20 protein-coding genes are annotated in these 25229 nt (G+C 57.0%); 9 read left to right on the forward strand and 11 right to left on the reverse strand.

Features of this window, described 5'->3' with window-relative positions; genetic code table 11:
• Nucleotides 1-9: 9 nt before the first annotated feature.
• The 5 genes from JKP81_RS06240 to JKP81_RS06260 all read right to left on the reverse strand — a co-directional run bounded on the left by JKP81_RS06240 (nucleotide 10) and on the right by JKP81_RS06260 (nucleotide 5975).
• Nucleotides 10-1224, reverse strand: coding sequence for an amino acid ABC transporter permease (locus JKP81_RS06240; protein WP_200551002.1), 1215 nt, complete (start codon nucleotides 1222-1224; stop codon nucleotides 10-12).
• A gap of 63 nt (nucleotides 1225-1287) precedes the next feature.
• Nucleotides 1288-2334, reverse strand: coding sequence for an amino acid ABC transporter substrate-binding protein (locus JKP81_RS06245; RefSeq protein WP_017456806.1), 1047 nt, complete (start codon nucleotides 2332-2334; stop codon nucleotides 1288-1290).
• 153 nt (nucleotides 2335-2487) lie between these two features.
• Nucleotides 2488-3249 carry a sulfite exporter TauE/SafE family protein gene (locus tag JKP81_RS06250; protein WP_017456805.1) on the reverse strand — a complete coding sequence of 254 codons (762 nt, stop codon included), beginning with the start codon at nucleotides 3247-3249 and terminating at the stop codon, nucleotides 2488-2490.
• Nucleotides 3250-3261: 12 nt separating this feature from the next.
• On the reverse strand, nucleotides 3262-4584 hold the full coding sequence (locus JKP81_RS06255) for an MmgE/PrpD family protein (RefSeq protein WP_200551003.1): 1323 nt from the start codon (nucleotides 4582-4584) through the stop codon (nucleotides 3262-3264).
• Nucleotides 4585-4610: 26 nt separating this feature from the next.
• Complete coding sequence (locus tag JKP81_RS06260) at nucleotides 4611-5975, reverse strand: MmgE/PrpD family protein (RefSeq protein ID WP_200551004.1); 1365 nt, start codon at nucleotides 5973-5975, stop codon at nucleotides 4611-4613.
• 271 nt (nucleotides 5976-6246) lie between these two features.
• On the opposite strand from JKP81_RS06260, the gene JKP81_RS23750 reads away from it, so the two are divergent.
• The 3 genes from JKP81_RS23750 to JKP81_RS06275 all read left to right on the forward strand — a co-directional run bounded on the left by JKP81_RS23750 (nucleotide 6247) and on the right by JKP81_RS06275 (nucleotide 9967).
• Nucleotides 6247-6894, forward strand: a complete 648-nt coding sequence (locus JKP81_RS23750) for a GntR family transcriptional regulator (RefSeq protein WP_200551005.1) — start codon at nucleotides 6247-6249, stop codon at nucleotides 6892-6894.
• 105 nt (nucleotides 6895-6999) lie between these two features.
• Nucleotides 7000-8220, forward strand: coding sequence for a diguanylate phosphodiesterase (locus tag JKP81_RS06270; protein WP_200551006.1), 1221 nt, complete (start codon nucleotides 7000-7002; stop codon nucleotides 8218-8220).
• A gap of 172 nt (nucleotides 8221-8392) precedes the next feature.
• Entirely contained in the window at nucleotides 8393-9967 is a 1575-nt protein-coding gene (locus JKP81_RS06275) for a sensor domain-containing diguanylate cyclase (RefSeq protein WP_200551007.1), read from the forward strand.
• A gap of 3 nt (nucleotides 9968-9970) precedes the next feature.
• Here the strand turns inward: JKP81_RS06275 and JKP81_RS06280 are convergent, their stop codons facing one another.
• Nucleotides 9971-10390 carry an N-acetyltransferase gene (locus JKP81_RS06280; protein WP_200551008.1) on the reverse strand — a complete coding sequence of 140 codons (420 nt, stop codon included), beginning with the start codon at nucleotides 10388-10390 and terminating at the stop codon, nucleotides 9971-9973.
• Between the two features lie 104 nt (nucleotides 10391-10494).
• Here JKP81_RS06280 and JKP81_RS06285 point away from each other — a divergent pair, with 104 nt between their 5' ends.
• Nucleotides 10495-12273, forward strand: coding sequence for a thiamine pyrophosphate-requiring protein (locus JKP81_RS06285; RefSeq protein ID WP_200551009.1), 1779 nt, complete (start codon nucleotides 10495-10497; stop codon nucleotides 12271-12273).
• A gap of 52 nt (nucleotides 12274-12325) precedes the next feature.
• Here JKP81_RS06285 and JKP81_RS06290 read toward each other — a convergent pair whose 3' ends face one another.
• From JKP81_RS06290 to JKP81_RS06305, 4 genes are read right to left on the reverse strand one after another with little or no spacing between them, the layout of a single operon-like run.
• Nucleotides 12326-13147 carry an alpha/beta fold hydrolase gene (locus tag JKP81_RS06290; protein ID WP_200551010.1) on the reverse strand — a complete coding sequence of 274 codons (822 nt, stop codon included), beginning with the start codon at nucleotides 13145-13147 and terminating at the stop codon, nucleotides 12326-12328.
• 44 nt (nucleotides 13148-13191) lie between these two features.
• Nucleotides 13192-14826 carry an MFS transporter gene (locus JKP81_RS06295; RefSeq protein WP_200551011.1) on the reverse strand — a complete coding sequence of 545 codons (1635 nt, stop codon included), beginning with the start codon at nucleotides 14824-14826 and terminating at the stop codon, nucleotides 13192-13194.
• Nucleotides 14823-15239 (reverse strand): DoxX family protein, encoded by a 417-nt coding sequence (locus tag JKP81_RS06300; protein WP_200551012.1) that lies wholly within the window; start codon nucleotides 15237-15239, stop codon nucleotides 14823-14825. Before JKP81_RS06300 ends, JKP81_RS06295 begins: the two co-directional genes overlap by 4 nt.
• Before the next feature lie 4 nt (nucleotides 15240-15243).
• Nucleotides 15244-17118: an amidohydrolase gene (locus JKP81_RS06305; protein WP_200551013.1), complete on the reverse strand. Its 1875-nt coding sequence runs from the start codon at nucleotides 17116-17118 to the stop codon at nucleotides 15244-15246.
• Nucleotides 17119-17356: 238 nt separating this feature from the next.
• Between JKP81_RS06305 and JKP81_RS06310 the strand changes: the two genes are divergently transcribed.
• From JKP81_RS06310 to JKP81_RS06330, 5 genes are read left to right on the forward strand one after another with little or no spacing between them, the layout of a single operon-like run.
• Nucleotides 17357-18043, forward strand: a complete 687-nt coding sequence (locus tag JKP81_RS06310) for a hydrolase (protein WP_016496081.1) — start codon at nucleotides 17357-17359, stop codon at nucleotides 18041-18043.
• Nucleotides 18044-18096: 53 nt separating this feature from the next.
• Complete coding sequence (locus JKP81_RS06315) at nucleotides 18097-18267, forward strand: DUF1427 family protein (protein WP_200551014.1); 171 nt, start codon at nucleotides 18097-18099, stop codon at nucleotides 18265-18267.
• A 4-nt stretch (nucleotides 18268-18271) separates the two neighbouring features.
• A complete protein-coding gene (locus JKP81_RS06320) occupies nucleotides 18272-18535 on the forward strand; it encodes a XapX domain-containing protein (RefSeq protein ID WP_045508421.1) in 264 nt (87 codons plus the stop codon).
• A gap of 16 nt (nucleotides 18536-18551) precedes the next feature.
• Nucleotides 18552-18938, forward strand: coding sequence for a response regulator transcription factor (locus tag JKP81_RS06325; protein WP_200551015.1), 387 nt, complete (start codon nucleotides 18552-18554; stop codon nucleotides 18936-18938).
• Nucleotides 18935-24478, forward strand: coding sequence for an AAA family ATPase (locus tag JKP81_RS06330; protein WP_200551016.1), 5544 nt, complete (start codon nucleotides 18935-18937; stop codon nucleotides 24476-24478). The genes JKP81_RS06325 and JKP81_RS06330 overlap by 4 nt, the downstream gene beginning before the upstream one ends.
• On the opposite strand, the gene JKP81_RS06335 is transcribed toward JKP81_RS06330, so the two are convergent.
• Entirely contained in the window at nucleotides 24475-25095 is a 621-nt protein-coding gene (locus JKP81_RS06335) for a response regulator transcription factor (protein ID WP_200551017.1), read from the reverse strand. The genes JKP81_RS06330 and JKP81_RS06335 overlap by 4 nt on opposite strands.
• Nucleotides 25096-25229: the final 134 nt, after the last annotated feature.

Here is a 25229-nt window from a genome sequence, read left to right on the forward strand (position 1 = left end):
AACGGTTCCTTAGCGCTCTTTAATGGCGACGTAGCGGTTGAACAGGTTCATCAACAGCGACGTGGTGCCGCTAATGACCAGATACACCACCATCATAATGGCGATAGCCTCCAGCGCCTGGCCGGTCTGACTCATCATGGTGTTGCTGATATTCGCCAGTTCCGGGTAGCCAATCACCACGGCTATCGAACTGTTTTTCGCCAGGCTCACATACTTGCTCGCCAGCGGCGGCACCATCACCCGCATCGCCTGCGGAATAACGACATGGCGCATGACATGCCACGATGAAAACGACAGCGCGCGCGCCGCTTCAAGCTGCCCCTTTGGCACGGACTGAATCCCCGCGCGAACAATTTCGGCAATATAGGCAGACGAGTAGAGCGAGATCCCCAGCAGCAACGCGGTGAATTCCGGGCTGATGGTAAACCCGCCGCGAAAGTTAAACCCGCGCAGCTCCGGGGTATTCAGCGCATGCGGCGCACCGGACAACCACCATACCAGCAGTGGCAGGGCGATAATCAGCGCGAAACGAATGCGTCCTGTCGGCAGCACTTTACTGCGCCGCTCGCGCCAGTAACGGGCAAGCAGTGAAACCAGCAGGCTTAACGCACAGCCAGTCAGCAGCGCCAGCAATGTCCACTGCCAGCCGCTGTGCGCTGCCGGAACGCTGAACGTTAAGCCCCGGTTGGTGAGAAAACCGCCCGGCAGTGCTATCGCCTGGCGCGGCGCGGGCAGGTTGCGGATCACCATTGACCAGAAGATCACATGCAGGATCACCGGGACATTACGCAGCAGCTCCACGTAAGTGACGCACACTTTCATCAATAACCAGTTTTTGGAAACCCGGCCAATACCAACCAAAAATCCGAGCAGTGTCGCCAGCACAATGCCACACAGTGTCACATAGAGGGTATTGAGGAACCCCACCACCAGCGCGCGGGTGTAGGTGTCGTTCGCGGTGTAGGGAATTAATGTTTCCCCGATGGCGAACTGCGCAGGCTGGTGCAGAAAACCGAAACCGGTCGAAATGCGTTGCGCATGCAGGTTTTCTACCACGTTGCTGTAGAGCCAGTAGCTAAAACCCACAAGCAGTGCCGCCAGCAGCAGCTGGTAACAGGCGCTGCGCACGGACTGACTGCCAAAAAAGGTGAAAAGGCGAAACGCGGTGGCCTCGCGCGTCGCTTCAGACGCCAGAACACCGGAGTTGTCAGACTGTTTCATCATTAAAATTACGACTGTGGCAGGAGTGGAGAAGGGCCGCCCCGCAAGACGGAGGCGGCCCGGCGATTAACGGATCGGTAGACCGTAAAGCAGGCCACCTTTGTTCCACTGATTATTCAAATCACGATCCAGCGGCTCAGCGCTTTTCGGGCCAAAGTGGCGGTTGTAAATATCGCCATAGTTGCCCACCTGTTTCACGATGTTGTACACCCATTTGTCATCCAGCCCCAGTTTCTGACCGAAGCCGCCGGTCACACCCAGCAGGCCCTGAACATCCGGATCGGTGGATTTCAGTTTTTCATCGACATTGCTCTGGTTAACATCCATTTCTTCGGCGTCGAAAGTGGCATAAACCACCCATTTCACAATGTCATACCACTGGTTGTCGCCTTTGCGCACCGCCATCGCCAGCGGCTCTTTGGAGTACATACCCGGCAGGATCACATGATCCTGCGGTTTGTCGGTATCAAAGGCCAGGATGCCGGGCAGGGCGACTTTATCGCGGGCGATCACATCACAGCGACCGGCAAGGTAGGCAGCGACATACTCTTTGTTGTTTTCAATAACCACTGGCGTGTAGTGAATGTTGCGCGAGCCAAAAATCTGCGCGACGTTACGTTCGGTACTGCTTGGCGTGACACAAACGGTTGCGCCATCGAGATCTTCGAGTTTTTTCACGCCACTGTTGGCGCGCACCATAAAGCCGGTGCCGGTGTAAAAATTAGGTGGAGCAAAACTGATGCCGAGCGACACGTCGTTAGTGAGCGTCGCGGTGGTATTGCGTGACAGCACATCCACTTCGCCAGACTGCAGCGCCATAAAGCGTTGCGCGGTTGAGAGCGGGGTGAAGCGCACTTTCGAGGCATCGCCCAGCACGGCGGTTGCCAGCGCACGGCAGAAATCGACATCAAGACCTTCCCACTGGCCTTTGCTGTTAATCGCGGCAAAACCGTGACGGGCAGGGTGAACGCCACACACTAATTCACCGCGCGCTTTGATTTTTTTTACGGTATCGCCATTAACAGCAGGCGCGTTTTCCGCCTGGGCAGGCGCAAGGAAACTGCCGAGCGCCAGCAGCAAAGCAGAGGCGGCAAGGTGAGATTTTTTGAGCATGACCGATCCTTTTTAAAAGTTGCTATCCGATTAATTAACTGTATTTATTACTGATTTCACTAACATATCCGTTTGTATACGTATGTTCCTCATCCATGACCTCTTTAGCAAAGAACGAATTCAGTAAAGCATATTCAGAAACCGACGATGGAATTATTGCAGCCATCCCCGCACACCTTGCCACAGCAACTGCGCACTGAGCAGGATCATGGTAATGCGAAACAGTATGCGGAACAGCCGCTCCGGTACGTTATCCAGCACCCGCGTTCCCAGCCAGGTGCCCAGCGCGCCGCTGATAATCATTGCCGCCAGCACCGGTAACCAACTGGCCCAGGCAAAGCCCATCAGCCCGAAAGCGAGGATCTTTAACCCGTGTTGCAACACCATGCAGGTCGCATGGGTGGCAATCAGCGGCTGGCGTTTTAGCCCTTGAGAACTGATAAGCCCGGCGACCATCGGCCCGGTTGCGCCAACAATCATCGTTCCAAGACTACTCACCGCGCCGCCAATAATAAACAACGGACGGCTCAGCGGTTTCTGTTCACCGCGTTTACGCAGCACCGACCAGAGAATAAACAACCCTAGCGCGATGCGGGCGATGCTGTCCGGGATCACCGCCGCAACCGGTGCGCCAACGGCAATACCGACTGCGCTACCCAGTAAAAACCACAGCACCAGCGGCCACACCACATGGACACGTTGAATCAGCGTCCGGCTAAAATTGGAGCCAAGCTGCACCATGCCGTGTACCGGCATCAGGCTGCTCACCGGCATCCCCAGCCCCATGATCGCCAGCAGCGCCGTGCCGCCGCCGAGACCCATGGCGGCCGTCAGCGCCGAGGTCAGAAAGCTGCAAAATACCATCACTCCGGCAAATAACGGGGAAATCTCCGGCGGAATCAACGTCAGTGTCATACTTACATCCGTTTAACGAAAATCATCCTGCAGCAGGCGATGATACAGCGCCTGAGCCTCTGCCGCTGGCAGAATGCGGCTGGCGCAATCAAGGAATTTCTGTTCGATCAAGTTATCCGGCAGCGGGATTGCCGGGCTGGAACCCCGCGCCCCGGCGACCCGCAAGGCAAACTGCCGCCCGTCGACGGTGGTCAGCGTGACGAAGGCGCTGTGTGTAATCTCTTCGTCATGGCGCTCCAGCGTCACTTTCTGCATTAACGTCTGTGTCGCCGGATCCTGAAAACGCGCGTCGTCGATAAAATCATCCAGCGTCAGGGTGCCGGTGACAAACGCACGCGCCACGCAATAATGCAGGCTGAATTTACCCGCCAGCGGGTTTTCCGGCTGCGGAATATTGATATGCGGGAAGCGGATCGGGTGAACTTTCACCTCGATATGTTCAATCTCGTGCGGCTGCAACCCGGTTTCCTCACGCAGCGCCAGTACACCATCCAGCGGCGACAAAATAGCGTAACAGCATGGGAAGTATTTGTAATTGTTACTCTTCACGGTATCGAGAATAAACGGCGTTGCATCCCAGTTTTCAGTTAACGGTAACGGGTCGACATTCGACTGGCCGTTATAGACATGGAAATACCCCTGATGATGCTCAAACGCGGTGGGACCTGCGCTGAAATCCTCTTTTGCCAGTTTGCAGGCCATCACTGCGCTGCGTGCCGCCTGACCGACCGCCAGGGCTTTGGTTTCCGTGCCGAAGTTCGATTTAATACCGCTGGCGAGTGAAGCGGTCATCGCCAGCGCCGTTGCGGTTTGCTCTTCATTAAGATCGAGTGCCACCGCGCAGGCCGCCACACCGGCGAAGACACCGACCGTGGTGGTCGGATGCCAGCCATGACGGTACTGAAACGGGCTCACGGCTTTACCCATGCGCACCGCGGTTTCATAGCCGGTAATATAAGCACGCAGCACCGCTTCACCATTGATGTCCAGCTCATCCGCCAGCGCCAGCAGCGCAGGCAAAACGGCGACAGATATATGACCGTGCAGCCAGGAGTTGGAATCATCAAAATCAAGCAGGTGCGAAGAGACGCCATTTAACAGGGCGGCATCCAGCGCGTTCAGCTTCAGATCGGTGCCAAACACGCGGCTGTTGCCAGTCGCGGCAGAAGGAACAATCACCGCACGCAGTTTGCGCGAGCCATCCTGCACACCGCCGGCAAGCGTCACACCTAACGTATCAATTATCGCGGTACGCGCCTGGGCGTACGCGGCCTGCGGGAAAGCCTGCCGGGAGAACGCCAGTAAATTACCGGCAAGTTGTCGGGCAATGGTCATGAACAGATTTCCTGTACAAAAAAGAATTAGTGGTCGCCGGCAAGTAATCCGGTGATGCGCGCCAGTGAACCCGGGCGCTCAAAATGCAGGGCGGCGTCATATAATTGTGCGCTTCGCGCCGCGCCGAGGACAGGGACGGTGAGGGCGTCAAATTTCGCGCGCAACTCGTCATCGCTCAGTGGATTTTGCGCGTGGCCGCGATAGACATCCGTATGCGCATGCAACACGCTGCCATCATCCAGCCAGACATCAATAAAGGCGGAACTGGCGGACTGCCCGTCAGCTGCTTCCACTTCCAGCAGCGGCAGCAGCGCGCGCGGGCGCGGATCGTCAACCGTCGCCTGCGTGAAATCGGTATCTGTCAGAGCGTAGCCGCTTAAGGCGAGGGTGATACAGTGAGGAATACTGAATTTACTCTCCAGCGGCGTACGCGGATCCATAATTCCGGCGTTAACCATACCCATCGGATGCACTTTTGCCGAAATTCGGGTGATAGTGCGCCCCTGCAATTGTGGGTAGAGTTTACGTGCGGTTTCAATGGAAGCGTGCGTACCACGGCAGCTGGCATACAGCTTGTAACCGTTGGTGAGCAGCTCCCAGCTCTCGCCGAAATCAAGCGGGGGAATTTCCGCGCTGCCGTCCTGGATAAAGATTTTTACCCAGCCGTCAGCTTCATAAAAATGGTGGGCACCGACAAAATTTTCCGCTGCCAGTTCAGCCGCCAGAATACCGTCCATTGCCGCCTTCCCGGCGTGAAACGGTTTTCCATGGGTGCCGGAAGATTTCTGCAAACCGCCCATCATGGTTGCCGCCGCGCCTAACGCGTTGCGAACCTGTTCTTCGGAAAGCCGCAAAATTGCCGCAGCAACGGCTGCCGCGCCGGCGCGACCGACCACAGAAGTAGGGTGAAAACCACGACGTTGCAGGTTACGTCCAACGCCCGGCACCCAGCCGCCGCCCAGTTTCGCCATCACTTCAAAACCGGTGATGAAGGCCAGCAGGATCTGCTCCTCGTCAACCGGATGCGCCTGCGCCATCGCCAGTGCCGTTGACCAGCACGGGCCGCCGGGGTGGCCTGCGCCCGCTGGATGGGTATCGTCGTAATCAGCGGCGTGCGCCATGGTGGCGTTGACTAATGCGGCCAGGGCAGGAGTGGTAGTAGTAGAAAGGAAAATTCGCGCATCACCGGCGGCGTTCCATTTTTTCGCCACCTGGCGAACAGCGTTAACGGCATCGTCATTAACGGCGCCGATCGCCACGCCGAGAAAATCAATTAATGCGCGTTTTGCTTCGTGCCGTACGGCAGGCGGCACAACGAGTTGATTAGCATGGCTGATGAAATGGCTTAGCTGTTCTCCACGGGTTAATGCAGTTTCTGCTTTCATTGTCATGGTAAAACACAGTTTCCCTGGTGTTGACTTGCAAATACGGTGTTGGCTTACAAAATAAAAAGCAAATATTCGTTTTGTGTATTGTTGAATTCATTTGTATACAATGAATTTAAAATAAACATAGCAGCGATTTCGTAAACGTCAAAAGATGTTTTTTAAATAAGCAAAGAATAAAAAATGCAAAAGCCTACCCGTTAGTGTGGCAAGATGAACGACGGCAGGGTGCAGACTTTGCAAAGCCATCATCAGTACATACGAAAGGAGCTAAAACGTGAAATCGACCGGTCGCGATGCGGGCTTAACGCCGTTTGAAATTCTTATTTCCGCCATTGAAGCGGGGGAGTTGCAGCCAGGAGAGCGTTTACAGGAGACGCGACTGGCAGAGCAGTTTGGCCTGAGTCGAACGCCGATACGTGAAGCGCTTCACCGCCTGGAAACGCTCGGGCTTGCCGAACCGGGACCGCAACGGGGGCTTATCATCGCCCATATCAGTTACGAGCGTCTGCGTCAGTTGTTCGATGTGCGTGAAGGGCTTGAGCGGCTGGCGATGGCACTGGCAGTTAATGCCGCTTCTGACGCGGAGATCGCACTGCTACAGGAGATGGTTCACGCCGAAGCCTCACTCACCGACAGCAAAGCACTGCACGACCACAACCGCATGTTCCACCGCCAAATTTACCGCGCGACCCATAATCCCTATCTCAATGAAATGCTGGACAATTTACGCATCCATTTGTCGTTATTGCGCAGCACCACCTACGAACTGAAAGAGCGTACCGAAGAGTCCAAACGCGAACACCAGGCCATTGTTGACGCGCTGTCGCGACGTGACAGCGCTGCGGCGCAGGAGATCGCCTGTGAGCATATTCGCCATGGCTATCGCGCACGTTTGACAATTTTAAGCCAACGAGAACGCTAACAGATTGCCCCTTATTTGACGGACGGGAATTCTCAACCGCTGATAGACTCCGGAATGGCGTAATTTTAATCGGGCTTTCTGTGGGCATTCTGAGGGTAGCATTTCGTGTTAGCGACTTTGATTTACCGTAGCCGACTGAATCGAACATTAGATCCCTCACAACTGGCAGGCCTTGTCGAGAGAGCAAGCCTGCGCAACGCGCAATTGCATGTAACGGGAATTTTACTGTTCGACGGCGATCATTTTTTACAGGTTCTTGAGGGGCCGCAGGCATCGGTTAACGCGGTGTATGAGCGGATCGGCGAAGATCCCCGGCACGGTAACGTGGTCGAACTGCTGCGCGATTTCGCGCCGCGCCGGCGCTTTGTTGACCGGGGAATGGTGTTGTTCGACTTGCGGGTGATGAAACCGCACGTGGTGCTACGCGCAATCCTCCGCTTTGGCACGCTGAAATATAAGCTTGCCAGCAATGATCGGGTCTACAAATTTATTCGCACCTTTATCGCCTCGCCCAACACCAACGGTGGGGTGCGTAACACATCGCCCGAGCAGTGGCGTTTCGCCATCAAAACATCACCTTTCGCCAGTGATACCCCGATATTTCATGAACAGCCGTGCCAGTTTGCGTTCCAGCCCATTATCGAACCGTTGCGCGGCAATATTTCGTCGCTGGAAGCCCTGATCCGTGGACCCGACGGCGGCAGCCCGCAGGACTATTTCTCAACGATTGCGCCAAACAAGCTGCACGAAGCCGACCTCGCATCGAAAGGCTGGGCGCTGGCAATGGCGCGTCGCCTCGGCATTGGTAACCACAAAGTCGCGATCAATTTACTGCCAATGTCGCTGGTCAAAATCCCCGGCGCGGTGGACATTCTGCTTAATCACATCACCCGTAACCAGCTTAATCCCGGGCAGATCATCGTCGAAGTGACAGAAGATGAAGTGATTTCCGGTTACGAAGAGTTTACCTGGGCCATCCGCCAGCTGCGCGCCGCCGGTATTGGTCTGGCGATTGACGATTTTGGTTCCGGTTTTGCCGGGCTGTCACTGCTGGCGAAATTTCAGCCAGACAAGCTAAAAATCGACCGTACCATCGTCACCGATATTCATCTGCATGGCCCGAAACAAGCGATTGTGAAAGCAATTATCGATTGCTGCGCCGAACTGCAAATTACCGTCGTCGCCGAAGGGGTGGAAAAAGTGGAAGAGTGGTGCTGGCTGGAGGCCGTTGGCATTCAGCGTTTCCAGGGGTTCTTGTTTGCCCGCCCGGTGCTTAACGGTGTCTCGGCAATTAACTGGCCACAGCGCATCCTGCACAAAATCTAATCTTTTCCGGCAAACCTCACATATAAGGAGGATCCAAACGGTATTCTCCTTTTTTATGCCTGCTCCGTGTGTATTACGCGGGAAATAGCGCAAACCCCTGCGTTATTTGGCTTATAAATCATCGTTCTTCTATGCTTAACTGAATAACAGTGGATGTGGTTGCGGGGGAGTAATGAAATTCAAAAGACGTGTTGCGCGGGCGCTGGCGCTCCATTCCTCCCTCGGGCGCAGTATCACTTTTTTTATGGTTGGTCTGTTACTCGCTGGCAGCGCGACCAGCGCATGGACGCTATCGCGGGCATGGGAGCGCGTCGTCGAAGACAGTGAACGCGATGCGATTAACCTTTCGGTTTCCCAGGCGCGTCAGGCGGAAGATACCTTTTTGCAAACGGAACTGGTGCTGCGAGACATTCGCCGCAACCTGCCAACAGACAGCATCGAAGGCATTGATGTCAACCAGTTCGGCGCTTATCTTGCAGAGCTGGCAGAGCGGTTACCGCAGTTGCATGGGCTGATGGTTTACGACACCCAGGGCAATATGAAAGCCACCTCGTTTGGCAAAATTCCGGTGATGTCGAACAACAGTGACCGCGAATATTTTGTCTACCACCGCCGTAACGGCCACGGCAGTATTCACATCGGCCATGTTATTCGCAGCCGTTCTACCGGGGATCTGGTGATCCCGGTATCGCTGCGCATCAGCGACAGTTCCGGCGGTTTTGCCGGGGTTCTGCTGGCAACGGTAAAAGTCGACTATTTCCGCCATTTTTATGGCTATTTTGAGTTGCAAAGCCGCGACCAGCTGGCTCTGGTCAATACCGACGGTACCGCCGTGTATGTGCGCCCCTATGGCGACGAGATCATCAACCGCAATCTCTCTGCCAGCCCGCTATTTACCCGCGAGCTGGCGAAAAAAGACCGGGGCAATGGCACCTGGATTTCCGCACTGGATCACATTGAGCGCATTTATGGGTTCGCCCGGCTGGAGCGCTATCCGCTGGTGGTTGCAGCGGGTTACGACAAACCCGCGCTGTGGCATAGCTGGCTAAAAGACAGTCTGCCGGATCTGGTGCTTAACGCTTTGCTGCTGCTGGGCACGTTGCTAATGGGAGCGATTATCTTCCGCCAGGTCAGGCTTAATGTGCGCAACCAGACAGAACTTGCCGTCCTGCGGGATGAACTCACCAGCATCAACCATACCTTGCAATTGATGGCGCTGGCTGACGGGTTGACCGGGCTTGCCAACCGTCGCCAGTTCGATCTGTTTCTGGCAAAAAGCCTGAAAGCCTCAGCAGTAACGCAAAAACCCGTCTCGCTTATCATGCTCGATATCGACTATTTCAAGCGTTATAACGATTTTTACGGCCACGTTGCCGGGGATAACTGCCTGCGAATGGTCGGTGAAATTATTGCCAAACTGAAAGTGCACAGTCACGATTTGATTGCCCGTTATGGCGGCGAAGAGTTTGCCATTATCCTGCCGGATACCGGTCCGGAAGGCGCGCTGTTTGTCGCGCGTCAGGCTGTTGCGTTGGTGCGCAGCGCCAAAATTCCGCACACCAAAACCAGTGGGCAGGAAAATGTGGTCACCATCAGCGCAGGCTGCTACAGCCTGATTGCCGATGCGAATTACGATGATGCCATCCGGCTGAAAGAGGGCGCAGACAAAGCACTTTACCAGGCGAAAATAGAAGGGCGCGACCGCGCAGTTGCCGCAACAGAGGCGTTGTTACGGCAACCGGGTTGAATATCAGCAAAGGGATTTCGTTAGATAGTGGCGCTGCATGCCGGTGTGCGGATAATCCGGCAGTGACATTTGCAATGCATAACCGAGTTTTTGATAGAAAGGCAGCGCCTGAAAACTGAAGGTATCCACCAGCGCATGGTGGCAACCCAGCGTTAACGCTTCCTGCGCGGCGCGCTGCATCAGTTCTTTGCCAAGCCCGCAGCCACGCCGATCCTCATGAACCCATAAATAGTGGATATTCAGCCATCCACCTTGCTGGTGGGCGATCAAACCGCCCTGCATGACGCCATTTTCATCGCGAAAATAGACGCCCAGATGTGCCCATTCACTCAGATTAACAAACTGCTGATTGTAGCGGCGCAAGCCGGTAAAGAGTTCCTGCTGATCCTGCCCGGTCACTTCGTGTTTAACTATCAGCGCCATTTCTCTCTTCTCCTTTTTGTATTTATCAGAATGATAACAGGTCGGTCAGCGGCGAGCGTCGTCTACCCTTAAAGACTGTTACCAATTCGCAAGGAGAAAGTACAGTGAGCATGAAAACCAGTGATTTCTTTGTTCAGCGTCTTAAAGAATGGGGCGTGACTCGCATTTACGGTTATCCAGGCGATGGCATCAACGGTGTGCTGGGCGCTATCCAGCGTGCTAATAAAGCAGGCGACGGGATTGAATTTATCCAGGTTCGCCATGAAGAGATGGCCGCGTTTATGGCGGTCGGTCACGCGAAGTTCACCGGTGAACTGGGAGTCTGCTTATCAACAGGTGGTCCGGGCGCCACGCATCTGCTCACCGGCTTGTATGACGCCAAAATGGATCACGCGCCGGTGCTGGCAATTACCGGGCAAGCAGAAACCACCGCGCGCGGTGCCAGTTATCAGCAGGAGATGAACCTGGATCGCGTTTTCGCCGATGTCGCCAACTTTGTGCAGGAAGCGGCATCGCCCGCGCAAGTCCGACATCTGGTCGATCGCGGCGTTCGTGTGGCGATTGCGCAAAACGGCGTTGGCGTGGTGATCATCCCCAAAGATGTACAGGATGAAGCCTGGCAACCGCCACAGCATGCGCACGGATTTACCCATTCAGGTTCGGGCTACCAGCGACCGCGCGTGATCCCACATGAAAACGACCTGCAACGAGCGGCGGAGGTGCTGAACGCCGGGAAAAAAGTAGCGATATTGATTGGCGCGGGTGCCCGCAACGCGGCGGTGGAAGTGGTGCAAACGGCAAATTTACTGGGCGCAGGCGTGGCGAAAGCGCTACTCGGCAAAGATGTGCTGCCCGATGATGCGCCATTCGTTACCGGATCCATTGGCCTGCTGGGCACGGAACCGTCGTGGAAGCTGATGCAGGAGTGCGACACGTTATTGATGATCGGGAGCGGTTTTCCGTGGACGGAATTTCTGCCGCCGGAGGGCAAGCCGCGCGCCGTACAAATCGATATTGACCCGGCAATGCTTGGCCTGCGCTACCCCTGCGAAGTCAATTTGCACGGTGATGCAGCCGAAACCTTGCGCGCGTTGCTCCCGTTACTGACGCACAAAAGCGATCGTAGCTGGCAGGAGGAGATTGCCCGCCAGGTGCGTGACTGGTGGCAACTGATGGAGCAGCGCGCCATGGCGCCTGCGAAGCCGGTCAACCCGCAACGCGTGGTGTGGGAAATGTCGCCGTTGCTACCGGACAATGCGACTGTCACCTCTGATTCCGGTTCCTGCGCGAACTGGTTCGCCCGCGACTATCGCGTTAAGCAGGGCCAGCGCGCCTCGCTTTCCGGCGGGCTGGCCTGTATGGGTGCTGCGGTGCCGTATGCCATTGCCGCGAAATTTGCCGCGCCGGAAAAACCGGTGGTGGCGCTGGTGGGCGATGGCGCCATGCAAATGAATAATATGGCCGAACTCATCACCATTCAGAAATACTGGCAACAGTGGCAGGATCCGCGCTTAATCATCTGCGTGTTCAATAACCAGGATCTCAACCAGGTCACCTGGGAGCAGCGAGTGATGGAGGGCGATCCTCGTTTTGAAGCGACGCAGCAACTGCCGGATGTGCAGTATGCCGAATTTGCCAAGTCGCTGGGATTACAGGGAATTTTTGTGGATACGCCAGAGGCGCTGTCTGGCGCATGGCAGCAAGCCCTGCAGGCCGATCGCCCGGTGGTGCTGGAGGTGAAGACCGATCCGGAAGTTGCGCCATTACCGCCGCACATCACCTTCAAACAGGCGAAAGCGTTTATGGCGTCAATGGTGAAAGGGGATCGCGGTGCGGTTCAGGTGCTGAGCGATACCGCCAGCCAGTTGTTCCATAAGAAGTGATAAAAAAGCCCGGTGCGCATGGCGTACCGGGCGAGTGCAACATCCGGAGGCGTTACAGTTTGTTCAGGAACGCCAGCAGATCGGCGTTCAACTGATCCTGATGCGTGACCGCAAAGCCGTGCGGGCCATTCTCATAGACTTTCAGTTCCGCACCTTTAATCAGTTCAGCCGACAATTTACCGGTCGCTTCAAACGGCACGACCTGGTCGTTACTGCCGTGAATAACCAGCGTCGGCACATCCACTTTCGCCACGTCCGGGCGGAAATCTGTTTCCGCAAACGCGGTAACGCAGTCAAGCGTGCCTTTCAGCGACGCCTGCAGGGCGATATTCAACGTCTGCGTCAGCACACCGTCAGAGACGTTCTGCCCGGCATTCAGACCGTAAAACGGCGTGGCGAAATCGCTGATAAACTGCGCGCGATCTTTCAGCAGACCGGCTTTAATCCCGTCGAATACGCTTTTATCAACGCCCTGCGGGTGATCGTCGGTTTTGCCAAAAATCGGCGTCACCGCGCCGAGCAGCACCAGACCGGCAACGCGCGCGCTGCCGTAGCGGCCGATATAACGGGTAACGTCGCCACCGCCCATCGAGAAGCCAACCAGCGTCACATCGTGCAGATCCAGCGCAGTGATGAGATCGTTAATATCGGACGCAAAGGTATCGTAGTTGTAGCCATTCCACGGCTGATCGGAGCGACCAAAACCGCGACGGTCGAACGCAATCACCCGGTAGCCGCGCTCAGCAAGAAAATTCAGTTGGCTGTCCCACATATCGCCATCTAACGGCCAACCGTGGCTGAAAAGAACCGGCTTACCCGCACCCCAGTCTTTGTAATAGATCTGAGTACCATCCTGCGTCTTGATTGTGCTCATGTGTTTACCTCATTGTTGTGTTGTGGTTTTTAACTGCATAACGCTTATCGTTGCGCGGGCGCGACCAGATGCCGGACCACCGGCGGCTCGTCGCCCTGATGAAAGGCCAGCACGCGCTCTCTAATCAGTTTGTCATTGACCGTGTGACGTTCATGCTGGCGCAAATGCTCGATCCACGATCCCATCACCCAGGTTTCAACAAACAGGCCAGCATGGTGGGCATCTTCATACACCGCCCAGCCCATCGCGCCGGTACGCCTGCGCACGCGGCGCATCTCCTGCATCGCACAGACAAAATCATGCGCATCTTGCGGGGAGACCCGATATTCGCAGCTAACCATTACCGGCCCGCGCTCATGCGGAATGTCGGTTTCGGTAGCGAAGCCCGTCGGATCAACCATGTCGAGATCCAGCGCGGCGTCTTTTTCCAGCCGCCAACGTAAAACTGTAGCAGTTCCCAGCACCATCCCCAGCGTGGCGGCACAAAGTGCCCACGTCACGCCGAATTCCGACGCCAGCTTGCCCCAGATGGCGCTGCCGACCGTCATTGAGCCGAAGAACACCGTCAGATAGACCGCCAGCGCGCGCGCTTTCACCCAGCGGGCCGCGCTGCGCTGCGCGCCGACGTTCAGCGTCGAGAGCACGGCAATCCACGCGAAGCCGGTAAAAAACTCAAACGCGTTGAGCAGCCAGACATGGCGAATAAACGCCAGCGCCACCATGGTGGCGGCAAACAGCAAGCTCGCGGCCACCATCATCTGGTCGGCATTCAGCCGCTTGCGCAATTTTGGCAGCAGCACCGCGCCACAAATCGCGCCGAATCCGATACAGGCCAGCATGATGCCGTAACCGCCAGGCCCGAGGCCCAGCTCGCGGCGCGCCACCAGCGGCAGCATGGCCCATCCGGCGCTGCCGAACAGGAAAAATGCCACCGTACGCGCCAGCACGTTGCGCAGCACCGGCGCGGCGTGAACATAGCGCAGCCCACCGCGAATAGCGGTAAAGAAATGCTCCGGCGGCAGGCGCTGGATGGTCACCTGGGGCTGCCAGCGATAGAGCACAAACGCCACGCCCAGCACCGACAGGGCATTCAGGAAGAACACCATCCACGGTCCGGCGAAAGAGAGCAGCAGCCCGCCCAGCGCCGGACCAATCGCGCGGCTGATATTGATGCCCAGTGAATTGAGGGCAATCGCCGGGCTCAGTTCGCGTTTTTCAACCAGATCCGGCACCACCGCCTGGAAAGCCGGTGAGCTAAGCGCCGCGCCGGTACTGAGTAAAAACGTCGCCGCCAGCAGCACTTCCGGCGTGACATTCCCGGTAAACGATAACAGCGCCAGACCGGCTGCCGCGCAGAACGTCCAGGCTTGTGAAAAGAGCAGGATCTTGCGCCGCTCAACGATGTCCGCCAGCACGCCAGCCGGCAGCACGAACAGGAACATTGGCAGACTGCTGGCCGCCTGCACCAGCGCGACCGCCAGCGGATCGGCGCTCAGCGAGAGCATTGTCCAGTTCACACCGATGTCGCTCATCCATGAGCCAACATTCGATACCACCGTCGCTATCCATAGCATGCGAAAAACGCGCTGGCGCAGCGGCTGCCAGGCAGAAGCGGCTGGGGCAGCATCAATATCAGGTGACACTGTCACCGCTGCGTGCAGTTCGTTTTGTTGCGTCATGCCAGTGCTCCTTTCGCCGCCACGCGCAGCCGCCAGCTTCCCGGCCCGGTTAACAGCAAGGTGGTAAAAATAATCAGCAACAGCCAGCCAAATTGCCCCTCGGCCAGCGACCAGTCCGCATGTACAACCAGCATCGCGACCAGTAGCACCACGATGATCGGGATACAGGCAAGTCGTGTGGTGACACCGGCGATGATCAGCAATGGGCAAACCACTTCGGCGAAAATCGCCGGTAGCAGGCTCATCCACGGCCCGAGGCCAAACGGATCTTCGATATGCGCCAGTTCGTTACTGAAATGCAGTACCTTCGGCAGACCATGCACATACAGCAACAGCAGGCTGCCGGTCAGACGCAGGAAGAACAGCCCCGCATCAACGCGGGGCGAAACAGCTGAAAAAGTGGATATTTTCATGATGTCAGAACGCAAAGCAGCTGCAGCCGAGCGCGCCCCAGAAGGCGTTCTCATCGGAAACCGGCATAGCGGAACCGCGTGCAACATCGTGTTGATGGATATGTACACCACACGGACCAGAGCAGTGGTGTACGCCCGACGCCTGGCCTACGCGAGCGGCCTGCGGCGGCGCGCTGCGGTAATGACCTGGGATCTTCACGACCGGCGACCAGTCTGGCAATACCGGGATCGCTGGCGGTGCCAGCGGACCAAACGCGCCAGCGGCATAAACAATCTCACCGCCGACCACTGTCAGCACTGATTCAATCCCTTTGATCTCTTCCTCCGGCACGCGGAAGTAGTCCTTGCTGAGGATGGCGAGATCGGCCAGTTGACCCACTTTGATCTGGCCTTTTTTCCCCTGTTCGCTGGAGAACCACGCGCTGCCTTGCGTCCAGAGCAGCAGGGCGGTATCACGATCGAGACGCGCACTGTGGTCGTACATTTGCATGCCGCCAACCGTTCGCCCGGAAACCAGCCAGTAGAGCGCTGTCCACGGGTTGTAGCTGGCAACGCGCGTGGCGTCGGTGCCCAGACCAACCGGCAACCCGGCTTCCAGCATTTTCGCCACCGGTGGCGTCTGTTTGGTGGCCTGCTGGCCGTAGCGTTCGGCGAAATATTCGCCCTGGAAGGCCATCCGGTGCTGTACCGCAATCCCGCCGCCCAGCGCTTTTACGCGCTCGATATTGGCTTCGGTAATGGTTTCCGCATGGTCAAAAAACCAGTGCAGACCGTTAAATGGAATGTCGCGGTTCACTTTTTCGAACACATCCAGCATGCGGCTGATCGATTCGTTATAGGTGGCGTGCAGGCGGAACGGCCAGCGGTGCTCAACCAGATGGCGCACCACGCGCTCCAGTTCATCTTCCATACCGGGCGCCAGATCCGGGCGCGGCTCAAGGAAATCTTCGAAGTCGGCGGCGGAAAAGACCAGCATTTCACCCGCGCCGTTGTGGCGGAAAAAGTCGCTACCCTGGCCTGGCGTTAACATATCGGTCCATTTTTCGAAATCTTCCAGCTCATGCCCCGGACGCTGGGTGAACAGGTTATAGGCGATGCGAATGGTCATCTGCTGTTTGCTGTGCAGTTCGGCGATCACTTCGTAATCTTCCGGGTAGTTCTGGAAACCGCCGCCCGCATCAATAGCGCTGGTCAGGCCCAGACGATTCAACTCACGCATAAACTGGCGCGTGGAGTTGACCTGCTGCTCCAGCGGCAGTTTTGGCCCTTTCGCCAGCGTCGCGTAGAGGATCATCGCGTTTGGCCGCGCAATCAGCATCCCGGTCGGGTTGCCGTTGCTGTCGCGCTGAATTTCGCCGCCCGGCGGGTTAGGCGTGTCTTTGGTGTAGCCCACCACTTTCAACGCCGCACGGTTGAGCAGGGCGCGATCGTACAGATGCAGGATAAATACCGGCGTGTCCGGTGCGGCCTCGTTAATTTCGTCCAGCGTCGGCATACGGCGTTCGGCGAACTGGAACTCTGTCCAGCCGCCCACCACGCGCACCCACTGCGGAGAAGGTGTGCGCAGCGCCTGTTCTTTCAACATACGCAGGGCATCCGCCAGCGACGGCACACCTTCCCAGCGCAGTTCCAGGTTGTAATTAAGGCCGCCGCGGATCAAGTGCAAGTGCGAGTCATTCAGCCCCGGGATCGCCGTATGGCCTTTCAGATCCACCACTTTTGTGCGTTCACCACGGTAAGCCATCACCTCGGCTTCGGTCCCCACCTGGACAAATTTTCCGTCGCGGATAGCCACCGCATCGGCGAACGGGTTTTCCCGATCAACCGTATGAAACTGACCATTCAGCAATATCAGTTCTGCATGTACGAGCGAATCCATACTTCCTCCAGTCTGGCGGCCTCATGGGCCGGATAAGCGTCTGGGCGGATTATGCTAAGCGTTGGGAAAGAATGAACAGTTATACGAACGTATAGGTATACGAAAGGATAGTTATACCTTCAGATAATAGTTATGCCGGGGAGGGATACCTAACATACAGCCAACGATAGCGATGGCGCGTGAGTTGCTGTCTGAACGTAACGTAACACTCCTCACTTTAACCTCTAAGGATGCTTGTATGACTACCGCGAAGCTTGAAGTTCTGACCCCGGCGAACTGTCAGTTAATCTTTATCGATCACCAGCCGCAGATGGCGTTTGGTGTGCAGTCTATTGACCGCCAGGTGCTGAAAAACAACACCGTCGCGCTGGCAAAAGCCGCCAAAGTGTTCAATATTCCGACCATCTTCACCACCGTCGAGACCGAAAGTTTCTCCGGCAACACCTATCCTGAACTGCTGGATGTGTTCCCGGAGAAAGATATTCTGGAACGTACCTCAATGAACTCCTGGGATGACCAGAAAGTGCGTGATGCGCTGGCGGCCAACGGCAAACGTAAAGTCGTGGTGTCCGGCTTGTGGACCGAAGTGTGCAACAACACTTTTGCACTGTGCGCCATGCTGGAAGGTGACTACGAAATCTATATGGTGGCAGATGCCTCCGGCGGCACCTCGAAAGAGGCGCATGATTACGCCATGCAGCGCATGATCCAGGCCGGCGTGATCCCGGTGACCTGGCAGCAGGTGATGCTGGAGTGGCAGCGTGACTGGGCACACCGCGAAACGTACGACGCGGTAATGAATATTGTGAAAGAGCATTCCGGCGCATACGGCATGGGCGTCGATTATGCCTACACCATGGTGCATAAAGCGCCTTCACGCGCGAAAGCGGGTCATCGCACGCTGGCACCGGTTCCGGCGAAATAAGTCTCTTGCTGGCCGGTGTACGCCGGTCAGCCTTTAAACGGCAGGAGAATGCCATGAGTGTCGGACTTGTCTCTTTCGCCGCAGGCGTGCTGATTGGCGTGATGTACGCCTTGCTGAAGGTGCGATCGCCCGCGCCACCGGCGATTGCGCTGGTCGGGTTGCTTGGTATGTTGATGGGCGAACAGCTCGTCAGCACACTTATCACACACGCTGCTGCGGGGTGAGCCTATGAAATCCTGGATCCTCTCCCTCCTGGTCGGTCTTCTGGCAGGGGGGATTTATGCTTTACTGGGGACGCGTTCCCCCGCACCGCCGGTGATTGCCTTGCTGGGGTTATTCGGCATGCTGGTAGGAGAGCAACTTGTTCCGATTACCCGTCGGTTACTTGCCCGGCAACCGTTAACCATGGCATGGTTTCGCCATGAGTGTGTGCCAAAGATTAGCGGTACGCCGCAACCTGAACCGCCGGACGCACCGCCGCGCCGGGATTAATGCCCCGAGGATAACCATGACGCACACCCTGCGTATTGCCATTGTTGATGATGAACCGTCCGTGCGTAGCGGGTTAAGCAATTTGCTGCAATCGGCGGGGTACGCCACGCTGACCTTCGCGTCCGCCGAGGCCTTCCTTAACGATGGTAGCGCGCAGCGGCAAACCGCACTGGTCATTGCGGATATTAAACTTAAAGGCATGAGCGGGGCGGCGCTGTTCGAAAAACTTCAACACAGCCCATGCCCGCCGCCGCTGATATTTATTTCCGGTCATGACGATGAAACCTGGCAACGGTTCGCGGGGCAACCCGGTGCCGTTGCTTTTTTGCATAAACCGATTGATATCGACATGTTGCTCGATCATATTTCGCGCACGCTGGCGGGAGGTGAAGAGACGCCATGACCGGAAACGCAAAATCACCGCCGTGGCCGCTGAGGGTGGCCGAAAACCAACCGTTTACCCTCCAGGATGATGCTATCTACACGCCGCTGGCGCAGGAGGGCTGCATTGTCTGGATGAATGCACACTACCCGTGGGCGAGCGATGCTTTCATTCTTGCCACGGCAGTGAGCGACGATGCCGAGCCGCGCGCCAGCCAGTTGCTGAACAACGAATTGGCGCTCTGCCCGCAGCTTGATAGCCGCTGGGCGGTAAAACCCGTTGCCAGCACGCAGTATCACGGCCGTGTCGCGTTGGTTTATCCCGCATTCGCCTTTCAACCGCTCACCCGTTTGACCAGCCAGCCGATGGCGTGTATCGCCAGCTGGCTTGAACTGACCCTGCGCGTCTGCACGCCGCTGCGCCAGATGCATCAGAGCAACCTGATCCATGGCGATATTAAACCCGGCAATATTTTTCTCACCGATGAAGGCTGCCGGCTGGGCGGGTTTGGTCTGACGGCCAGTACCGTCGGGGAACCGGCGCAGAGCTGGCTGCCGCTTTCCGGCGGTACGCTGGCCTACATGTCACCGGAACACACCACGCGCACCCATCACGCCGTGGACAACCGCAGCGATCTCTACAGCCTGGGCATTGTCTTTTATGAGCTGTTGACCGGCACGTTGCCGTTCGATCTCAGCGAAGGCGGACAGGCGGAATGGGTGTTGCACCACATTGCGTCTGAACCTTCGCCGCCGCATAGCCTGCGCGACGGGGTGCCGGAGATGCTCTCCACCATTGTGCTGAAGCTGCTGGCAAAATCGCCGGAAAAACGTTACCAGACGGTCGATGGCCTGATGGCGGATTTGCGCCGCTGCCAGGCGACGTTAACGACCGATGGCGAGATAGCCCACTTTACGCCGGGTCTGCAGGATCGCTCACCAGCACTGCATTTTGCTAACACGTTGTATCGCGCCCATCCGCAGGCAAAATCACTGGCAGACGCGCTGGATGCGGTTGTGCAAAGCGGTACGCAAACGCTGGTTACCATCAGCGGCCCCATCGGAATGGGGAAATCGTCGTTGATGGCCTCATCGTTAAAGGCTTTTCAGAGTCGCCCGTCGCTTATTGCGCTCGGGAAGGTGGAACAAAACTCTGCGATTCTGCCGCTGGGTGTCCTGACGGCCGCTTTCCGCTCGCTGGCGCTGCATTTACTGGGTTTGCCCGCAGAAGAAGTGGCGCGCTGGAAGGCGCGGCTCAGCAGCGCGCTCTCAGGTTATGAAGCGCTGGCGGTGAGCCTCGCGCCGGAACTAGGGCTGCTGATTAACAGTAAACCCGTGCTGTTTGTCGACACCTTGTCACTCGATTCACGCGCGCGGTTCAATCACATGGTGCTGCGGCTGGTGAATGTTTTCGCCACACCGGGTTGTCCGCTGATTATCCTTATCGATAACCTGCACTGGATCGATGACGCCAGCCTGCATTTACTGGAATACCTGTTACAGCACAGCCATGCATTGCCGCTGTTGATGGTGGTTTCACACCGCGACTTAGCCTCGTTAGACGATCCGGCGTTTGCCACCGCGCTTGCCCGCTTGCGTAGCGCCGCCAGCCGGGTAATTGAGTGTGTGCCGCAACCGCGCTCGGCAAAAGCCATCTCGCGCTGGCTGGCGACCGTTTTTCAGACGCGCCCGGCATCGACCCTTGAGCTGGCGAAACTGATCCATGAAAAAACCGGCGGCAACCCGCTGTTCGTGCATGAGTTCTTTAAGCGTATTACCGAAGACGGTCTGGTGAGCCATAACAGCTACCAGGGAAAATGGCAGTATGACCTGGCGGCGATAAGCACCCGCTACCACCGCGAAAACGTCCCCGACTTGCTGCTCCAGCAGCTGGCGCAAATGCCGCCTGAAACCCGCATCCTGCTCGGGAGCATGGCCTGTCTTGGCAGCGCGGGCGATATCACATTAATAAGCCGTGTGCTGAAACTTTCAGCAGGCGAGGTGCATTACCGCCTGCATCCTGCGCTCACGGTACAACTGGTCACACTTAACGCCGCCGAATACTCATTTACCCATGAACGGATCCACGAGGCTGCCTGCGCACTGCTGGAGCCTGCGCATTGCCGCCAGTTGCATCTGGCCACGGCCACGCTGCTGGCGCAAACGGCAGCCGAAGCCCCAGGCAATGAGCTGCTGTTTCGCGCCATCCACCACATCAATGCCGCTGGCGACGACATTTTGCCACCGCAACGCCAGCGCTTCAGCGAACTGAGCCTGCTTGCCGCCAGGCGCGCAAAACACACCGGTGACTACACGTCGGCCTTGAACTATTTACATCTCGCGCAGCGGCTTCGTACTGAAATGGGGCATGATTTTGCGCTATCGCTGGAGGAGACCGCCTGTGAGTTTTTGCTCGGCAACCTCTCAACCGCGCGCGGTCTGTGCGAACGGTTACTGGCTTCGCCCGGCGGGCTGACGGAAAAGGCGCAGGCTGCGACACTGCTGGCAGAAGTGCATATTCGCCAGTCCGGTTATCAGCTTGCACTGGAGACAACGCTCAGCTGGTTGACCGTGTTTGGCATTCACCTCAGCCGTTATCCTGACGATGCGGCCTGTGATCATGCGTGGCAGGAGATGCATGAGCGTGTTGGCGACAATCCTGCACATCTGTTCACCGCGCTGCCGCGCATGAACCACCAGGAAACCGACGCACTGATGAACCTGCTGGCGAGCGCCAGTTTGTATGCCAGTTTTAATTGCCCGCGTCTGCATTTCCTGTTGCTGTGCCAGATGCTGCAACTGACGCTGGAACGCGGGCTAACCGGCGCATCCACCTCGGCACTGGCGTGGTTTGGTGTGCTACTCGGCGAACGCTACGAAGAGTACGAACTGGGCTACCGTTACAGCGTACTGGCGCAGGAGCTGGTGACGCGCCACGGTTTACATGAATTTGCCGCAAAAGCCCTGGTTCCGCTGGGGCGTAGCTGTGTCTGGACACAACCGCTGTCGCGAAGCGTGGAGTGTGCTAACGCCTGTTTTACCGCGGCCGTTGCGCATGGCGATCTGACGATTGCCTGTTTTGCTGCTTTTCGCCAGGTGATCAACGCCATGAGTCGCGGCGATCACCTCGACACGGTATTAAGCCATATTGATCGCGGTCTGGCTTTTATTCGTGAAACCCAGTATTCGGACATGGATCATCTTCTTCTGTTACAACGTCACTTTGTCGAGTATCTGCGACAGCCGGATAGCATGTTAAGCGGCAAAGAAATCTTGCCCCGATCGCTGCTGCCACCGACGCCGCCCGCCACGATGCTGTTCTGGTTCTGGCTCTATCGCGGGATGGCGCACTTTTTCACCGGGGCCTGTTCCCGCGCGGAATCGTGTCTGAAAGAGGCAGGGAAATATGCCTGGTCCGCACCGGGGCATATCAGTCTGCTGGATTATCACCTTTACAGCGCGCTCGCACTGTCGATGCAACTTACGCCAGAGACGTTTTCCGCCGGGCACCGTCTGCGGCTGAACCAGCACTACAACAAAATCGCCCGCTGGGCGCGTGTCAATCCGGGAACCTTCAGCGATAAAGAAGCGCTGGTATACGCAGAAATCGTGCGCCTCGACGGAATGAACAGCATCGCGCTCGAACAGTATGAGAAGGCGATTACGCTTTCCCGCGAAGCCGGTTTTAACCCCAGCAATGCGCTGGCGCATGAACTGGCCGGGCGTTTTGCGCTCTCCAGTGGATACCAGACCGCGGCCGACGCCTATTTTCGCGGCGCAATGGCCGCCTGGGGACGCGCCGGGGCGCAGGCCAAAGTCCGTCATTTGCAGCAGGAGCATCCCCATCTTTTCACACCCGTGGAAAGCACACCCTATGACACCATCTCCTTTGCGCAGAACGATGAAATCCGCGATCTGCAAAGCATTATCAAAGCCTCCCGCGCCTTATCTGAGGAGATCAATCTCGAACGGTTGATTCAGATCCTGATGACCATGCTGCTGGAGCGTGCCGGTGCGCAGCGCGGCTTACTTATTCGCGTGCTTGACGACAACATTGCGGAAATCGAAGCCAGCGCGCACACCAGTAAAGAGGGCGTGCTGGTGCGGGTGATGAAAGAGATACCGCTGGCGACAGATATGCCGTTATCGGTGCTGGCGGCAGTGATCCGCACCGGGCAGGAGATCCGTACCGGTCGGCCGGAAGAGTACAGCCCGTTTAGCCAGGATCCGTATCTGGTTTCTTCCGGGGCGGCGGTGATGTGTGTGCCGATGTTCAAACAGGCGCGGCTGGTAGGGGTGTTATATCTGGAAAACCGCCTGATGCCGGAAATGTTTACCGCTGGCCAGTCACGCGTCGTGAACCTGCTTGGCGCACATGCTGCGGTGTCGCTTGAAACCGCGCGGCTGTATGCCAAGCTGGTGGAAGAGAACATGCAGCGTCGGCGCGTCGAAAAAGAGCTGCGCGCCAGCCAGACCTCGCTGATGCTGGGCGAACAAATCAGCCACACCGGAACCTGGCGCTGGGAGCTGGAACAGGATTTGATGCATATGTCGGATGAGTATGCGCGCATCCTCGGGCTGGAAGAGAAACGCAAACTGATCTCCATGGCTGAGTTTTTAACCTTTGTTCACCCGGATGATCATCCGCATATCAGCGCGCTGGTCACCCGCAGCGTTGCGCAGGGACTCACTATGCAGGCGGAGTTTCGCATTATCCGCACCGATGGCGAGTGCAGGTATATCCTTGGCATCGGCGATCCGGTCTCTTCCGGGGATGAGGTGCACGAATATTTTGGCACCATTACTGATATTACCGCCCAGCGGCAGAGCGAAGATGCGGCGCGCGTCGCCCAGGCCGAGCTGGCGCGGGTATCGCGCGCCACCACCGTCGGGCAGTTAACCTCGTCGATTGCCCATGAAATTAACCAGCCGCTGATGTCGATTGTCTCCAACGCCGGTGCCAGCCTGCGCTGGCTTAATCGCTCGCCGATCCCGGTCGAAAATGTGCGCATCGGGCTGGAGGAGATTATCAGCGAAGGGCAACGCGCCGGAGAGGTGATCCGTAGCCTGCAATCGCTGACGCGCAGGCAGGAACCGGTGTTCGAGCGCATCGATCTGCATTTCTTACTGCGCCATATCATGACGCTTTCGCGCAGCGAGCTGGCGCGGCGGCAGATAGCTGTTGAGTATGCGCTGGAGGCGCACAACAGCTTTATTTATGGCGATAGCGTGCAGATCCAGCAGGTGCTGCTTAACCTGGTGATGAATGCTGTTGAAGCGATGGCAGACATCGACGCGCGCCCGCGCGTGTTAACGCTCTCAACGCTGACGCAGAACCCGCAAGAGGTGATTTGCCAGATTGCGGATACCGGAAGCGGGATGAGTGCAGAGGTGCAGGCGCGGCTGTTTGAGTCGTTCTATACCACCAAAGCGCAGGGTATGGGCATGGGATTGACGATCAGTTATGCCATTATCGAGCGGCATAAAGGCAAGCTAACGGCGAAATCCAGGCTGCCGTTCGGCAGCGTGTTTGCCTTCACCTTGCCGGTGGCTGCGGATTAACGGCTGCGGGATTTAGCGATATGCAGGTGGCTTGCGGCATGTACCAGATCTGCCAGCGAGCGGGCCTGCATTTTGTCCATTACCCGGCGGCGATGGACTTTAACGGTGATTTCGCTGACGCCCAGCTCGGCGGCAATCTGCTTGTTAAGCAAGCCGCTGATCGCCAGTTCAAACACTTCCTGCTCACGCGGCGTCAGGGATAAGTGGCGCTGCTTGAGCGCAAAATTTTCCTGTTGTTGCTCGAAATCATGCGCCGCAACCGTCAGCGCATCCGCGACCGCCGACAGCAGACGTTCGGACTCTACCGGCTTCGTTAAGAACTCACGCGCCCCGGCTTTCATGGCTCGCACGGTCAGCGGGATGGTGCCATAACCGGTCAGAAAGATTATCGGCAGTTCGCGTCCGCGATCTTTTAACGCGCTGGCGACATCGAAACCGTCCGCAACCGGCATATTCATATCGAGAATCAAACAAGAGGGTACGGAAACCAGCGGGTGAGTGAGAAAAGATTCCGCAGAGGCGAAATCAATGGCGCGGTAACCTTCTGCTGCCAGTAGCCGGACAATTGATCGTCTGACGGCGTTATCATCATCGACAACATATACGATAGGTTCCATTATCTATCAGCCTCGGTAGGAAACGGCATGCAAGGAAAGCACACCGTAATTATGCATAACATACAGATAACACAAAATTTAACTGGATGAAATAATTGACATTTCCACAGCTAATGTGGGCTTTTTATCGGGCG

This window comes from Kosakonia sp. LAM2021 (genome assembly GCF_016620385.1).
GTDB classification, from domain to species: Bacteria; Pseudomonadota; Gammaproteobacteria; order Enterobacterales; family Enterobacteriaceae; genus Kosakonia; species Kosakonia sacchari.